Here is a 16220-nt window from a genome sequence, read left to right on the forward strand (position 1 = left end):
TTTAATCAATGATCAATACATTTATTGGAAACCTCGGGCACTTTCTGACGGTTTTTGCATTCATCACTTCACTGGTGGCCACCTTTGCTTATTTCAAAGCGACCAATGCCAATGAACTCAAAAAGAACGAATGGCTTAAAAATGGCCGCTGGGCATTTAGCCTCCACACCTTATCCATTGTAGGGGTTTTTGCGACGCTGTTTGCCATCGTAAGTGGCAATTATTTTGAATACCACTATGCCTGGAGCCATTCTTCCATTCATTTGCCCTGGTATTATATGCTTTCCGCCATGTGGGAAGGTCAGGAAGGTAGTTTTCTGATCTGGATGGTGTGGAATGCGCTCCTGGGAATGGTGTTGATCTTCACCAATAAGTCCTGGGAAGGCCCACTGATGGCCGTTTTTGCACTCGTGCAGGCATTTTTGGCTTCCATGATATTGGGTACCGTCATCGGCAATATGCAAATTGGCATGTCGCCTTTCGCCTTGATGCGCGATGCCATGGATGCGCCGATTTTCCAATCCGACCCGAACTTCATTCCTGAGGATGGTTCCGGTTTGAATCCATTGTTGCAGAGCTACTGGATGGTGATTCACCCTCCGATTTTATTCCTTGGATTCGCCACTACCCTGATTCCATTTGCCTACGCCGTAGCGGCACTTTGGACCAAAAGATACCGCGATTGGGTACGTCCTGCTTTACCATGGACCTTGTTCTCCGCTGCCATTTTAGGTTTAGGTATTTTGTTGGGCGCCTATTGGGCCTATGAAACCCTGAACTTTGGTGGCTATTGGAACTGGGATCCGGTGGAAAATGCCTCCTATGTGCCCTGGTTGGTATTAGTGGCGGCCATCCACACCATGATCGTCTTCAAGAAAAACCATACGGCATTAAAAAGCTCATTGGGACTTTGTATTGCGGGCTTCGTATTGATTGTATACTCCACCTTCCTTACCCGAAGCGGAATTTTAGGAAATGCCTCTGTGCACAGTTTCACGGACCTGGGCTTAAGCGGACAGCTTTTAATTTACCTTGGCGCTTTTACCCTGGGAGGTTTTGGTATTTTCCTTTATCGCTGGAAAGATTTACCCGTAGAGCAGGATGAGCCTTCGGTTTACAGCAGAGAGTTCTGGATATTCATAGGGGCGACGACGCTGTGTCTGATGGGCTTTCAGGTGATTATCCCTACGTCCATTCCGGTGTGGAATGCCATTGTAGAAGCATTTGGTGGGATTTCTAATGTAGCCTTACCCACTGATCAGGTTGCTTTCTACTCCAAATTTCAATTATGGTTTGCCGTAGCCATCGCATTGCTTTCAGGAACAGGCCAGTTCTTCTACTGGAAGAAAATGGATTCTAAAAAACTGTGGGATGCGCTTACGGTGCCATTCCTGATTACCTTAGTTTCCTCCGGCGCCATCATTTTGCTTTATCCGGTTGCGCAATTATCCTATATCGCCTTGCTCACCGCTGCCGTTTATTGCCTATCAGCAAATGGCACCATCCTTTTCAATCTGATTCGAAAAAGTCCCAAGCTTTCGGGAGGTGCCGTAACGCACATTGGCATGGCTTTAATGCTGATTGGGATTTTGTTTTCCGCAGGTTATTCCAATGTAGTTTCCCTGAATCAAAGCGGCATGCCGATTTTCAAGGATGCGGCCGATGAAAAATTTGATCAGGAGAACATTGTACTTTGGATCAATCGAAATCGCCCCATGGAAAATTACCAGCTGAACTATAAGGGCAGAAGACTAGAAGTGATGGGCATGCCAAATTATGTGGATCATAACCTATTAGCCTCCACCGGCAATGAACGTAAAAAAGTTGCCAAGAAGGATTTAAGTTATGACGGCAAAACCTATTTCAATCAAGGGGACACCGTAGAAGTACATCCGGAAAACATCTATTTTGAGGTAGATTATACGGATCAGAAAGGAGAAAAATTCACCCTTTATCCACGAGCACAGGTAAATCCTAATATGGGTATGGTGATCTCTCCGGATATCAAGCGTGGCTTTAACCGAGATTTATATACTCACGTAACCGCTTTCATCACACCAGACCAGGAAGCAGAATGGAGTGCCGCAAAATCCTTTGAAGCCAAAATGGGTGAACAGTTTATTGTTAATGATTTTGTCTGCAGATTTGACTCTCTGGTCACTTTACCTTCCGTAGGAGGCATGAGCCTTGGGCCCAACGATGTTGCGGTACAAGCCAAAATTCAGATTTTCGATAGCGAACGTTCCTACTTTGCAGAGCCTATTTTCCTGATTAAAGGCAATCAGGTGGGTAAAATCCCGGAAGTAATTGAAGACCTCGGCATTAAGCTCAGTCTTGCTAATATCAGGCCTGAAGAAGGTATTTTTGTCTTTGAGGCGCAGACTACCCAAAAGGATTATATCGTCTTAAAAGCGCTTGAAAAACCTTTCATTAATGTATTATGGATCGGTACTCTTTTGGTGATGATTGGCTTTGGAATTGCCACCAACAGAAGGTACCGGGAATTTAAAAACCTGCGGGATCGTAATACCACCAATAACACTAAAATGGTTACCGCAAAAACAGAAGTTTAAGGACGTTTTGCCAAACATTCATAACCTTTTATTGTTGAATTATTAGATTGTATTACGATCTGCCCCAAGGTGGTATTTGATCCGTCAATGCCTCCTATTACTTGAATTACCGACACAATGTCGGCAGGTTTCTCTACGAATGAGTAAAACCTAATCAGAGGACAGTAGCTAAAAGTTACTGTCCTTTTTTATGTTTGAACAAACGAAATGATGGTAACTACTCAGCCCTCAATTATAATGAGTAAGCCATCATTAACGACATTCTAAGCTTGTCAAACACCTCAAATCCCTGTTTGGCAAAGGTATCAATCGCAGATCGGATAACAGCATAGCAATCTGCCCCGGATATGGAACGGAATCCACCGGATACTTTTAGCTTGGTTTTAATGTTTCGGATAGCTCTTTCTGAACCATTATTATCAAAATCCCTTCCTCTTCCTGCCTTGTAGCAAAATAAAAAATTAAGCCTGCACCATTCAGATTCCCAATATTTTACGAGACAAAAGACTGAAAAATTCGGAAAAAACCTTAAATTAAGGTGTACAAAAACTTTACTCATCGATTTGAAAAATTTAGTTAAAGCAGTCGAATAAATGTTCTGAAAGATGATTTTTTATACACAGGATATTTTTTTGACTCATGGTTTAATTTTAACCCCTGTGCATATGAATGTTATCACGCATGAATCCCTACATCAGAAATTTAAGCAGTGGCTTTCCAATATAGATTTTTGGCAATCGGAAATTAATTTTTTCAAAAAACAACAGGAGCGAAATATCTACCACCTGCCTGCAGAAGAGCAAAAAAAGATCGTCAATCAATTGGCACATCATGAACGCTTATTGAATAAGCTCCGTCAAATTATTTCTGCTCACTCCTTGTTCTACGCTGACTTCGCCGAAAAAGCGCCAGAGCTACCGGAGCAAGCCTTGTGCGAAGAAGAATTCCAGCAGAGTGAGATCCATTTGAAAAAGTTTAAATCCAGCTTTGGAAAGCTCAAGAAAGCTTTAAAATCACGTTTGAGTAAAAATGCCGAAACGGTCTAATCTTTATTTTCAATCAGAGTATGATAATGCAATAGTTTCCTACTTTCCAAAATTAAGGTAATCAGTAACTATAGTTGGTGGTGGAAGTGTGTTTAAAAACCAGCATTCTTAATGAAATTTTGAATAATGGCAGAAGTGATACAGGTAAATTCCAACAGGATAACATCACAATTGTTAGTCATCAGCTAAAATCGCTTCCAATCATTAGAATTTGCAGTCGGGTGTTGTGGTCATAAACATTGCTCTAAAGCTAATTGGCATTGCCACCCTTGACTTGGCCCTGAAATTTTGGACTGGACTCCAAAGTGTTACCATACTCCTAAACATCAAACTCAATGGCTGCAAAAAACATTCTGCTGCTTACCGGTGATTATGCCGAAGATTACGAAACCATGGTTCCTTTTCAAATGCTGGAAATGGTGGGACATACCGTCCATGCGGTTTGCCCAGACAAAAAATCAGGTGACACCATCCAAACCGCTGTTCATGATTTCCTGGGAGATCAAACCTATGTGGAACTCAAGGGACATCGCTTTCAGCTGAACTTTGATTTTAATGAGGTAGCTCCTGAAAATTATGACGCCATCGTAATTGCCGGTGGACGGGCGCCGGAATACCTCAGATTAAATGAACGCGTGCTGGAAATTGTCCAACATTTTCATAAAAATGACAAGGTAATCGCAGCGGTATGCCATGGCATACAGATTCTGACCGCCGCTGAGGTGGTAAAAGGGAAAAAACTAACAGCCTATCCGGCAGTTGCACCTGAAGTAAAGCTGGCAGGAGGAGAATATGTAGATGTTCCTGCAACCGATGTGGTGGTAGATGGAAACTTAATCACCTCCCCAGCATGGCCAGGACATGCCAAATGGATCGCAGCCTTTCTGAAAGCGATCGGAACAGAGATCAAATTATAGACAAAAAAAGCCATCCTCAGTATGAAGATGGCTTTTTCCATTTATGCTTATCACTATAATAAATCCTGAATCAGTTTTTCGATGGTCAGGCCTTCGGCTTCTGCCTTAAAGTTCCGGAAAACACGGTGCCTCAGGATCGGCTCCGCTACTGCTTGTACATCCTCAATGTCCGGAGAATATTTCCCATGCAATAGGGCATGACATTTTGCGGCAATTACCAGCCATTGAGAAGCTCTTGGGCCTGCCCCCCATTCTAAATATTTCCGAGCGAAGTCCGGCGCCATAGGGCTGCTCGGTCGTGTTTTATTCACCAACTTCACCGCATATTCTACCACATTATCAGCAATTGGCACCCGGCGAACTAAATCCTGATAAGCTAATATTTTTTCCTTACCCATGATTTGATTCACCTGAGGGGTTTCTCCTGCGGTAGTGGCTTTTACAATACTCACTTCCTGTTCGTAGGTAGGATAATCTAAATAAATATTGAACATGAATCGGTCTAACTGCGCCTCAGGCAAAGGGTAAGTTCCCTCCTGTTCAATAGGGTTTTGCGTGGCCAAAACGAAAAAAGGCTGATCCAGCTTAAAATGCTTACCAGCGATTGTCACCGAATATTCCTGCATGGATTCCAATAGTGCTGCCTGGGTTTTGGGTGGGGTACGGTTAATCTCATCGGCCAGCACAATATTGGAAAAAATAGGGCCTTTGATAAACTTGAAATTTCTTTCTTTATCCAGCGTTTCAGCCCCCAGGATATCAGAAGGCATTAAATCCGGGGTAAACTGAATTCGGTTGAAGGAGAGGTCCAAAACTTCGGAAATGGTTTTGATTAAAAGCGTTTTGGCCAATCCGGGAACCCCGACCAACAAACTATGGCTTTTACAAAATAAAGAGGTCAAAACCTGTTCCACCACTTTATCCTGACCAAGGACCACCTTGCCAATTTCTGCTTTTAATTTACCAAAATCTTCGGCCAGTTGATCTGCCGCAGTTACGTCCGAATCAAATATACTCATAGGGTTAGAAGGGCTTAAATTAGATAGCTTTCCTTATACTTTTTTTTACAAACGTAGAAGAAAAGTATAGCGTCCGTCCAATTTGGAAAAATCTCTCCGAATCGTCCAATTTTTTTGCATAAAAAAAGGCAAAAGGTTGGTCCTCTTGCCTCTCTTTAGACTCATTTATGAATTAATCATCCAAAATACCGCAATCTCTGTACTCTTCATCTACGGAGATGAAAACATCATCTTTAGCAGTAGAAAACCATTTGCTGACTTTCTCTCCTTGCTTTTGATTCAGAGCGGCTTGTTGAATTTTCAGATAATCATCCACCAGGTTGGCAACGTGTGGAGATACTTTTTTCTTATAATAAAGAATTCTCACGGCATTGGTTCCATCTTGCTGACGGAATTCGACCGGTTTACTGATATTGCCCACTTTCATGGTATCAATCGTAAAGAAAATGGTAGGATCCAAAGTCTCTACGGAAACCACATTACCTCCGGTAGCATCGGTAAAATACCCACCGGCATTAGCCGTCATTTGATCATCGGAATGGTCCTTGGCCGTTCTTTCAAATTCAATGGAATCGGCTAAAATCAAAGTTCTAAGGCTGTCCAGATAATCTCTGGCAATGTCCAGGTCTGAACTTCCAATTTTTGGTTTTATCAAAATATGACGTGAGTTAAATTCATTACCACGACGATCCAACAACTGAATCAGGTGATAACCAAAATCTGACTTCACCGGATCAGAAATCTCGTTTACTTTCATGGTCATGGCAGACTCCTCAAACTCCGGCACCAATTGTCCACGGGACATCCAGCCCAAATTACCACCAAATGCGCCTGAACCCGGATCCTGAGAATACTGCTTGGCAAATTCCTCAAAATCCCCACCGGCCAATACCTTCTGCTTGATATCCAAAAGTGTCTGACGGGCAATTTCATCTTCCTGCTCACTTGGTTCCGGCTCCTTCACAATTTGCCCCAATTGCACCTCTGTGGAATAGTATGGCAAGCTGTCCTTTGGAATTTTTTTGAAGAATTTCTTTACTTCATTCGGGGTTACACTCACACCGGAAGTAATTTCCTGATGCATGGTTTGTTTGGTAATATCCTCCTTTACGCGATCGAAAAGTTCTTCTTTGAATTCCTCCACCGACTTATCGTAATATTCCTGAATTTTATCTTCGCCTCCCACTTGCTGAATAAAATAAGCCATGCGTCGATCCAGCTCACCATTGACCATATCTTCGGATACCTCCACGGAATCAATTTCCGCTTTGGCCACCATCAGTTTATCTACAATCAGGGACTCCAACATTTTGCATTTGTCCATGTCGGCATCCATTTTCCCCTGAGAAAGAAACTCCAGATAAGCACGCTCCAATTCAGACTTCAGCACTATATAATTATCCACCTTGGCCACAATCTTATCTGCCACCACTGGTTTTGGCCCACCTTGCGCCAACGCTTCTAAGCTCGTGACCACCAAAAGCAGTACAAATAAATTAGCGATTAGGCTGGGCAATGATCTCAATTTCATGATTTCTCTCCGCTCTGTTATAAATATCTTTTTCTAAATTCTTCAGCATCTCCACCTTCCTTTTATTCAGGACAATATCCGTGACCTGATCTTTAATAAAATCCAAAGGTGGAGTGGACCCGATCAGTTTATACTCCTTAATTTTTAAGAAGTAAATCATCTCGTTTTCGGTCCGTTCTGCAAAGTTATTCTTTTTAAGGAAATTGCCCTTACTTTCTAATGATCCAAAAGGGGTATTTTTCACCATCCCGTCATAGGGCATCCAAATGGTCTCATCAATATGATAATTTTGAGCATATTGAAAGCAATAGGCCTTCATTTTATCCAAATCATTTTCCTTCGAAGACCGGAACCATTTCCTGAAATCTTTTAACCGAGGTGAATTTGCCGGAAGCTGAACAAAAAATCCCTTCACAATATTCTGCTTCAGCTCAAAATTTTTCTTATTCGTCTCATAATAAGTGAGAATCTCTTCATCCTTCACTGAGGCTTCCATATTCCGGCTGATGTAGCGCTTTTTAAATTCATAAACCAATAATGAATTCAAATAGGCATCTACCCGCTGGTTGATTTCTGCCAAATCGATCCCTTCCTCTTTTGCCTTGGAAATTAATAACTGCTGCTTCACCCAACTATGCACCAAACGCTGATAATGAGCCGCGCTGTCTTTTCCATAGTCCTTATCTCCGGTAAATTCCGAGAGATCACTCAAATAGAGCGCCTGCTCTCCTACACGAGCCAATAGCGGGTCCGCCTCTGTACCTAACTCCCCCTCTTTAGGGCTGAAATACTGACAGGACGATCCCCCCACTATCATGAATAGCAATAAAAACTTAAAGGACTTCTTGATATACTTTTTGTAATTCACCTTTATTTACTTTTGCAGGATACTCTTTTTTCAAGGATTTCAACCATGCTTTTTCCAAAGCTTCCTGATAATCATTCAACACTTTTAATCGACAGCTATCCAATGGCTGAACCATGGCCGGTATCACTTCCGTTACTTTGACCCACCAATTCCAACCATCACTTTCTAGTTCATATTCTCCCACACCCATTTTTTTTACAGAAGAAAGGGCCGCAAAATCTGTTTTTGAATAAGCACCTTCTTTAACCTGTAAATTTAGCTCAGCGCCCTCGTTAAATGATTTTTCGAGCTCCTTGCCTGTTTTCCCTCGCTCAAAGTCCGCTTTGGCCAAAGCAAGCTTTGCAGTATCACGCGCCCCGAGCGCAACTAATTGATATTCTTCTTCAGTTTTATACTTTTCTTTATGCGCAGCATAATAGCCCTGTAATCCTAAGGAATCTTTGGAGGCCTTCCCCCAGACTTTATCCTCCATCACTTCAAACAGCACCATTCCATCATGATACTCCTGTGCCAAAAACTTATACTCCGGAAATTCTTCTCCCAATTGTGCTTTTTCAATCACTTTTAGCGTATCCGACAACCAGTTTTTGTAAACCCCTTCTTTATTCGAAGCCTTTTGAAGCTTAGCGGATAAAATGCTGGAATACACTGCTTGCTCATTAATAGTAACAAATGCCCGGTTAAAATCTTTCAGTTGGTTCAGGGAATCCAATGCCGCTGTGGGTTCTACATTATACTTTGCAGTAAGTTTTTTAATCAACAGCTCCTTTCTTTCCCCGTCCGCTAACACCCGACGCATTTTACGTTCAATCTCCGGCTTCACTTCCTCAAAAGGGGCCACGCCCTTTCGGTCGATCAATTTAATCAGATGCCACCCATAAGCAGTTCGGACCGGATCAGAAATCTCTCCCTCTTCTTCCAATTCAAAAGCAGCCTGTTCAAATTCAGGAACCATGCGTCCTCGACCAAACCAGGGAAGTTCTCCATCGGAACCTTTTGAGCCCGGATCTTCCGAAAACTCCTTCACCAATGGCGCCCAATCTTCTCCATTGTCCAGCATTTTCTTTAAGCTGTTGATTTTCTGAAATGCCGCTTCGGCACCAATGCTGTCACCTCTTTCAACGCGTAACATCAAATGTGCCGCTTTTACCTTACCCTGTGCCGCACGTTTATCGCGTACATAAATTAGGTGATAACCAAACTGACTTTTCACCGGATCACTCACCTCCCCTACCGGCGTATTGAAGGCCGCCAATTCAAAAGGGTAAACCATTTGAAATGCCGAAAAGTAACCCAAGTCGCCCGCATTTACTTTTGCAGAGGGGTCCTCGGAATTGTTTCTGGCTAAATACTCAAAGGACTTCCCTTCATCAAATTCCTTTTTAATTGCCAACAAGCGGTTATACACTTTTAAAGTATCAGCAGGGCTGGCCTTTGAAGGATCAATTCGCAACAGGATATGAGACGCTCTGACCTCCTGTTGCATTCTCTGGTAAGCATCCGTCAGCAAGGTATCTTCCAGCCTGCTGGCCATCAAATAGGGCTTGGCCAATTGGTCTAAATACTGTTGGTATTCTTTCTGAAAGGCTTTGGTGGTGTCAATCCCCTCCGCCTGGCCAGCCAGTACTTTTCTTTGAAAATCGATATAGGAGTCCAGATACTCATTTACTTGTTGCTTATCCGGATCCTGCTCCGTTATTCTATTACTTTTTTCAAAAGCATAAACGAATGCCGGGGTGCTCACCCGCTTCTCTCCCACTACCAGCATGTCCCCTTGTTCCGGGCTGGTTTTGCCTCCCTGAAAGGTTTGGCATGCAGATAAAATGACGGCGGTGAATAATGTTAATCTTAGGCTTTTCATAATCAAAAAATAAACCTTTGAAGGTAAAAAAAGCCTATCCGGCATGCAAATCTAAAGGACTGCAAAGCCAATATTTAACAATTTTTATATAAAAAAAGGGGCTCATGGCCCCTTTTCAGACTGATTTAAACAATCTGTAAATATTTCTACTGGGGAGGGATTCATATTCCACTCCATCCATAATTTCCTTGACCAGCTTTAACCCCAATCCTCCTTTTCTTCCGGTATTGATAATCTGTTTTACCGAGGGGGCATCATAGCCGGCAATATCAAAGCCTTCAGCATTAAAATCCTCAATTTCAAATACCACCGCATCTCCTTTTTTAGAAATTGATAACACGATGAAATCATTTTCCTGACAGCCGTGTGAATGTATCATTACATTAGCACACACCTCATCAACGGCCAGCATCAAAAAATGCGCTGTTTCCTCGGGTATCTGAAGTGAGTTAAGTGTTTGCAGCACAAACCTACGGACCTCTTCGAGCCTGCTTGTACTACAACTTACTTTATGCCGAAATTCCATCCAAAAATGCTTTTGCCTGATCCTGATTATCCACAATAGTTACTAACTGATCCAGCCCTAAAATAGAGAAAGTCCCTTTCACCTTCGGGTCCGGACCAAAAAGCACGAAACCAATGTTTTTGGTTTTAATTTCCTGCAGGTAGGACATAAATACACCCAAACCGGCAGAGCTTATATAGGTTAACCTCGTTAAATCCACCATAATCTTCTCTCGCCCTTCGGAAAATGCTTCTTCAATTGCAGTGTCCAAGTGGATGAAAGAACTGGCATCAACTTCCCCAATGACTTCAATAATATATTTTTCGTCTTCGAGTGACTTACGGATTTCTACCATAATCAGATATACGGAAAAAAGTACTGTTAGTTATTTTTATTTAAACTTGACTACCATGGTGGTGAAATCATCATTTGGTGGATGATCATCGCAAAATGCGTATAAACCTTCAATCACCACTTCCTGAATTTTCATCACATCAAATTGGGCATAAGATTGCACCAACATCTTCAGGCGGTCATAGCCAAATTCCTGTTTGGCCATATTGTGAGCCTCGACAATCCCATCGGTATAGAGAAACATAACATCTCCTTCTTCATAACTGAAGGTGGAGTTAGAAATATAATTTTTAAAAAGATTTTTATCGCGAATAATGCCCAAACCTATCCCTTGATCCTCCAAAAATTCGATTTTCTTATCCTTAGTCTGATAAAGTAAAGTGGGGCAGTGTCCCGCTCTTGAATATTCTACTTTCCTTCTTTTGGTATCAATTAAAAAGTAGGAAGCTGTGATGAAAGTGGATTTGTCCAGACATCTACTCAATGCATCATTGGCCAAATCGAAGAAATCTACCGGGGTCACTCCAATGTTGACCAATGAATGAAAAATCCCCTTCATCTGTGCCATATAAAAGGCCGCAGAAGTTCCTTTTCCGGAGACATCTGCCACAATCAAAGCGAAGCGATGCTCATCCACCTGATGAAAATCGTAATAATCTCCCCCCACCTGATCGGCCGCCTTTGAGAAAGAGGCCAAATCGAAATATTCCTTACCCAGCTCATATTGGGGCAACAAACTACGCTGAACCCTTCTGGCAATTTTGATTTCTTCCCGATAACGTTCATTATCCAGGGCATCAGACATCAGACGGAAATTCTCCAAAGAAACTGTCGCCTGATTAATAAAGGTCACCACAATATCCTCCATCTCCTTATTGAAACCATCGGTTACGTCTTTCAAAAGGAATAGGCTGGCCACCACCCGGTCTTTGATGATAATCGGACAGACCATTAAGGAGCGGTAATCATAATGATTGAGCTTAATGGTATTTTTGATAGGAATCAGTGATTTGGACACATGCCGGTTCAAAATCAACTCCACTTTCTGTCCATCAATGAAGTTATTCTTGAGCTCTTCAATTTCTTCCTCTGAAATGCCATGCTTTAACAGATAGGGCTCCGGATCATCTTCAATTTTTATTTCCAGCCAGGCCGCATTAGCCGCTACCGTGGAAGCAGAGGATTCTAACAGAATTTCGTACACCTGCTCCGGAGTAGAACCTGAAATCCTTTCTGCCAGGCGACTAAAATTAATGGCTTCTTTTAATTTTTGCTCAAAAACAGAAGAAGTCGGAAGATTGAATAATGTTACTAAAAGGGAAAAGACTAAATAGAGAGAAACGAAAAATGCCGCCGCCAAAACGGGCGGAAATTCCGCTAAGTCCAGACTTAATGTACTGGAAACATGATTAAAATAATTGGCTCGGATGAAGTAAAAAAGATAAGCCAGCGTTAATAAAATTAACAAAATACTTTTCCACTTTTGACCGGAATCCAGATAGGCCACCCATTTCATATTCACCGACAAAAGAATTGCCAACACCATTAAATAGGCTGCAAAAATCAACTGGAAGCCCGACATCCGGAAGGGAGAAAAAATACTGATAATCATCCCCACGAATAAACTGTATTCGAATAATCGCCATATGAAAAGCAGTGTTCTCGATTTCTGATAAAGCACCAGCCTTTTTGATACAGAAAAAGCGGATATTAAAAACAAAACGGAAAGCCCAATCATCACATGATTGATGAACGTTTTGAAAATAGCATTGCCGTTTAATTTAAGTCCGAGCTCCGTTTCCAGAAAAAAGAACAGGACCAAAGCGATAATCGTGGCGGCAAGCCCCGTGACAAACATTCTCCAAAGTAGTTCCTGAATTTGTATTCGTTCCCTGGAAGAAGTTTGATATCGAAAAAATACGTAGGAAAAAAAACAAAAGAGCACAAAAAACACTTCCGGAAGCTGGTGATCCAACCCTCTGGAATATTGAAGCTCATTGCCATGTCCGATAAGCACATCAGATACTGACATCGCCAGCCATGCCAGCGTTGCTACAAAAAAACTAAATCTTACTATATATTTATCCGAAGGCATAAAAATAGAATACGCTCTAAAGATCACATGAAGTGAAGATACCAATAATAATTCATTATGTCCTATATATAAAAAAAAAGCTACCTGATTTCAGGCAGCTTTTATTATAATCTGAGTTTCTTTTTATTATCTAGAATAGTTAGGCGCCTCTCTAGTAATCGTAACATCGTGAGGATGAGACTCATGCACACCGGCAGAAGTAATCTTTACAAATTTCGCCTTTTTCAAATCCTCTACACTTGCTGCACCGCAGTATCCCATACCGGCTTTTAATCCACCGACCATCTGATACAATACCTCTGCAACACGACCTTTATAAGGCACACGACCTGAAATACCCTCTGGCACCAATTTCTTGATATCATCCTCCGCATCCTGGAAGTAACGGTCTTTAGAGCCGTGCTCCATGGCCTCCAATGAGCCCATACCGCGGTAAGACTTAAATTTACGTCCTTCGTAAATAATCATTTCACCCGGAGCCTCTTCTGTTCCTGCTAACAGAGAACCGATCATTACGGTATCTGCTCCACCAACGATGGCTTTCACCAAATCACCGGAAAAACGAATACCACCATCTGCAATTACCGGAACCCCTGAACCTTTGGCTGCTTTCGCACACTCATAAACAGCAGACAACTGAGGCACACCCACACCAGCAATCACACGAGTAGTACAAATAGAACCAGGGCCAACACCTACCTTTAGTGCATCTGCTCCCGCTTCAATCAAAGCAGTAGCGGCTTCACCAGTGGCAATATTACCCACGATAACATCCAAATCGGAATAAACTTCTTTTACTTTCTTCAAAGCTTCAATCACCCCTTTGGAATGCCCGTGCGCGGTATCAATGGAAATCAAATCTACTCCGGCACCCACCAAAGCTTCTACGCGCTCCATTAAATCACCAGTCACACCAACCGCTGCACCTACACGCAAACGACCGAACTCATCTTTACAAGCATTTGGACGGTCCTTATTTTTCAAAATATCCTTGTAGGTGATCAACCCCTTCAACACATTGGTATCATCTACGATGGGTAATTTTTCAATTTTACGTTGTTGTAAAATTTCTTCCGCTTCCGTTAGTGTAACCCCTGCTGAAGCTGTCACTAAGTTTTCCTTAGTCATCACCTCTACTACAGGAGATTTCATATTTTTATGAAAACGTAAATCACGGTTGGTTACAATTCCCACCAAATGGTTTTGCGAATCTACCACAGGAATACCGCCAACTTTGAACTCACGCATCAAACGGATGGCGTCACCTGCTGTAGAGTCAATATTCAAAGTGATTGGATCCAGGATCATACCCGACTGAGAACGCTTCACACGACGCACTTGCTTCGCCTGTTCTTTAATCGGCATGTTTTTGTGGATAATAGCGATTCCACCTTCCAAAGCCATTGCAATGGCCAAATCCGCTTCCGAAACGGTATCCATGGCTGCAGAAACCAATGGAATGTTCAATTTAATGTTTCGGGTGATTAAGGAAGTGGTGTTTGTGTCACGAGGCAAAACTTCTGAGTAGGCTGGACGTAACAAAACGTCATCATAAGTTAATGCTTCGTAAGTAAATTTTTCTTGATCGAGAGACATGGCAAATAACTTTAGGTAGTTTATTTGCGGGACAAAAGTAATGGTATTTTTCAACAGATGGAATCACTTTGTATATTTTTTTTAACAAGCCCTTAGCCGCATTACTTTATTACTATTAATACTCAAATGAATACCTCATAAAAATCTAGATTGCGATGCTTACTGGAATAATGTAGCTTTGCGCTAAAACTCGAATATATGTTTACTTACGAAACACAAATCAGGGTTCGCTATGCCGACACGGACCAAATGGGCTATATGTATTACGGGAATTATGCGACCTACTACGAGGTATGCCGCACAGAGGCTCTTAGAAGCTTGGGGCTGAATTACCGCGAAATGGAAAAACAAGGCGTCATGCTTCCGGTCCTGGAGCTTCACAACAAATTTATCCGACCTGCCCACTATGATGATCTGCTTACGGTCAAAACCATGATAAAAACTTTACCGGATGGCATGCGGATTACTTTCTTTTACGAAGTCATTAATGAAGCCGGCACCTTAATCAATCATGGCAAAACCACCCTGGTCTTTGTAGATATGAAAACCGGCAAACCTACCATTGCGCCGAAGGAAATTGTAGAGGTCCTTCAACCCTTTTTTACGGAAGAAAATATCTCGGAAGATTCCTGATTGAATTCCAACGGTTTACATGCCCAACCGGAAAAAAGTTTGATTTTTTACCCATGAGGGCTTGCAGCTAAAGATTTTTTACCTACCTTTGCAATCCGTTAAGCAATCACAGAGGGTTGTCAGAGTGGTCGAATGAGGCAGTCTTGAAAACTGTTGTACCGCGAGGTACCGGGGGTTCGAATCCCTCACCCTCTGCCAGGACAAAAGGTCCGCGGCATTAAAGAAATACAGAGAGTTGTCAGAGTGGTCGAATGAGGCAGTCTTGAAAACTGTTGTACCGCGAGGTACCGGGGGTTCGAATCCCTCACTCTCTGCTTATTTTCTTTTAAAAATTTATTGTGATCCGGATAGTTGATTATCCAGAGAGTTGTCAGAGTGGTCGAATGAGGCGGTCTTGAAAACCGTTGTACCGCGAGGTACCGGGGGTTCGAATCCCTCACTCTCTGCCAGTCTTCCGGATCCAAAACTTTAGAGAGTTGTCAGAGTGGTCGAATGAGGCGGTCTTGAAAACCGTTGTACTGCGAGGTACCGGGGGTTCGAATCCCTCACTCTCTGCAAAGCCCTGGTAGATTTATCAGGGCTTTTTTTATGCCTGCAACTTACTTAAGGAAATTTTTCAAAACACCCCTCAAATTAAATTATTAAGCAATCCAGCTATCTTTTTCTAAGAAGTCAACCCTATTTCCATTCACGAAAGAAGCTGTTTGATTGAAAAAGCGCACAAATCTAACATGTGTAATTTTCACTCTTGGCAATGTCATTAACCTTAAGGAAGGCAAGACGTTATGATTGAAAAAAACACCGTAAGAATGATTCAACCCCACTCCACCATTACCGCCCCCATTCAACCGAATCATTTCAATATACACCTTAAGCTAGATCGGTTCTGCGAGGAGGATCTTTCCCTCAAAAAAGAACTTACCCACTTATACAGAAAATCCTTTATTGATTTTCAAATGAGTTTCGGGAACTTCCTGGCGAACAAAGATTATGAGGCCTTTCGATTTTTAAACCATAAACTCTATTCCTCTTTTGAATTGCTAGAGTTACATGAACTTAAGAAGACCATGTCTGAAGCGATGGAGTGGTTTAAAGATGGAAATTTCGACCCTGCTGTTCAAAAAGAATTGTGTCAAAGAGTGGAAAAAATGTGCCGGCAAATCATTTATGAACTAGACCAAATTTCTCAATAAAAAAAGGACTACCGATTAGTAGTCCTTTT

At 42.1% G+C, this 16220-nt stretch carries 13 protein-coding genes and 4 tRNA genes; 9 read left to right on the top strand and 8 right to left on the bottom strand.

The window, feature by feature from the left end; genetic code table 11:
* Nucleotides 1–8 precede the first annotated feature (8 nt).
* The 3 genes from AAA970_RS12785 to AAA970_RS12795 all read left to right on the top strand — a co-directional run bounded on the left by AAA970_RS12785 (nucleotide 9) and on the right by AAA970_RS12795 (nucleotide 4536).
* Nucleotides 9–2573 carry a heme lyase CcmF/NrfE family subunit gene (locus tag AAA970_RS12785; RefSeq protein ID WP_338237424.1) on the top strand — a complete coding sequence of 855 codons (2565 nt, stop codon included), beginning with the start codon at nucleotides 9–11 and terminating at the stop codon, nucleotides 2571–2573.
* 665 nt (nucleotides 2574–3238) lie between these two features.
* On the top strand, nucleotides 3239–3619 hold the full coding sequence (locus AAA970_RS12790; RefSeq protein WP_338237425.1) for a hypothetical protein: 381 nt from the start codon (nucleotides 3239–3241) through the stop codon (nucleotides 3617–3619).
* Between the two features lie 335 nt (nucleotides 3620–3954).
* The gene (locus AAA970_RS12795) at nucleotides 3955–4536 is read left to right on the top strand and encodes a DJ-1/PfpI family protein (protein ID WP_338237426.1); all 582 of its coding nucleotides are present in this window, start codon (nucleotides 3955–3957) and stop codon (nucleotides 4534–4536) included.
* Nucleotides 4537–4589: 53 nt separating this feature from the next.
* On the opposite strand, the gene AAA970_RS12800 is transcribed toward AAA970_RS12795, so the two are convergent.
* The 8 genes from AAA970_RS12800 to guaB all read right to left on the bottom strand — a co-directional run bounded on the left by AAA970_RS12800 (nucleotide 4590) and on the right by guaB (nucleotide 14365).
* The gene (locus AAA970_RS12800) at nucleotides 4590–5555 is read right to left on the bottom strand and encodes an AAA family ATPase (protein ID WP_053406790.1); all 966 of its coding nucleotides are present in this window, start codon (nucleotides 5553–5555) and stop codon (nucleotides 4590–4592) included.
* 172 nt (nucleotides 5556–5727) lie between these two features.
* Nucleotides 5728–7086, bottom strand: coding sequence for a peptidylprolyl isomerase (locus AAA970_RS12805; protein ID WP_338237427.1), 1359 nt, complete (start codon nucleotides 7084–7086; stop codon nucleotides 5728–5730).
* Nucleotides 7052–7954, bottom strand: coding sequence for a hypothetical protein (locus tag AAA970_RS12810; RefSeq protein ID WP_338237428.1), 903 nt, complete (start codon nucleotides 7952–7954; stop codon nucleotides 7052–7054). The genes AAA970_RS12805 and AAA970_RS12810 overlap by 35 nt, the downstream gene beginning before the upstream one ends.
* Nucleotides 7920–9815, bottom strand: a complete 1896-nt coding sequence (locus AAA970_RS12815) for a peptidylprolyl isomerase (RefSeq protein WP_338237429.1) — start codon at nucleotides 9813–9815, stop codon at nucleotides 7920–7922. Before AAA970_RS12815 ends, AAA970_RS12810 begins: the two co-directional genes overlap by 35 nt.
* Before the next feature lie 115 nt (nucleotides 9816–9930).
* On the bottom strand, nucleotides 9931–10341 hold the full coding sequence (locus AAA970_RS12820) for an ATP-binding protein (protein ID WP_072159142.1): 411 nt from the start codon (nucleotides 10339–10341) through the stop codon (nucleotides 9931–9933).
* Nucleotides 10325–10675 (bottom strand): STAS domain-containing protein, encoded by a 351-nt coding sequence (locus tag AAA970_RS12825; RefSeq protein ID WP_338237430.1) that lies wholly within the window; start codon nucleotides 10673–10675, stop codon nucleotides 10325–10327. The genes AAA970_RS12820 and AAA970_RS12825 overlap by 17 nt, the downstream gene beginning before the upstream one ends.
* A 36-nt stretch (nucleotides 10676–10711) precedes the next feature.
* The gene (locus AAA970_RS12830) at nucleotides 10712–12814 is read right to left on the bottom strand and encodes a SpoIIE family protein phosphatase (RefSeq protein WP_172674391.1); all 2103 of its coding nucleotides are present in this window, start codon (nucleotides 12812–12814) and stop codon (nucleotides 10712–10714) included.
* Nucleotides 12815–12895: 81 nt separating this feature from the next.
* Entirely contained in the window at nucleotides 12896–14365 is a 1470-nt protein-coding gene (gene guaB / locus AAA970_RS12835; RefSeq protein ID WP_338237431.1) for an IMP dehydrogenase, read from the bottom strand.
* Nucleotides 14366–14563: 198 nt separating this feature from the next.
* Here guaB and AAA970_RS12840 point away from each other — a divergent pair, with 198 nt between their 5' ends.
* The 6 genes from AAA970_RS12840 (at nucleotide 14564) to AAA970_RS12865 (ending at nucleotide 16191) form a co-directional block, all read left to right on the top strand.
* Nucleotides 14564–14998, top strand: a complete 435-nt coding sequence (locus AAA970_RS12840) for an acyl-CoA thioesterase (RefSeq protein ID WP_053406782.1) — start codon at nucleotides 14564–14566, stop codon at nucleotides 14996–14998.
* Nucleotides 14999–15108: 110 nt separating this feature from the next.
* Nucleotides 15109–15196: transfer RNA gene (locus AAA970_RS12845), tRNA-Ser, on the top strand.
* A 31-nt stretch (nucleotides 15197–15227) separates the two neighbouring features.
* Nucleotides 15228–15312: transfer RNA gene (locus AAA970_RS12850), tRNA-Ser, on the top strand.
* 47 nt (nucleotides 15313–15359) lie between these two features.
* Nucleotides 15360–15447, top strand: a tRNA-Ser gene (locus AAA970_RS12855).
* 21 nt (nucleotides 15448–15468) lie between these two features.
* A tRNA-Ser gene (locus AAA970_RS12860) sits at nucleotides 15469–15553 on the top strand.
* Nucleotides 15554–15807: 254 nt separating this feature from the next.
* The gene (locus AAA970_RS12865; protein ID WP_338237432.1) at nucleotides 15808–16191 is read left to right on the top strand and encodes a hypothetical protein; all 384 of its coding nucleotides are present in this window, start codon (nucleotides 15808–15810) and stop codon (nucleotides 16189–16191) included.
* Nucleotides 16192–16220 lie beyond the last annotated feature (29 nt).

Source organism: Persicobacter diffluens (assembly GCF_036244895.1).
In the GTDB taxonomy this organism is placed as follows: domain Bacteria; phylum Bacteroidota; class Bacteroidia; order Cytophagales; family Cyclobacteriaceae; genus Persicobacter; species Persicobacter diffluens.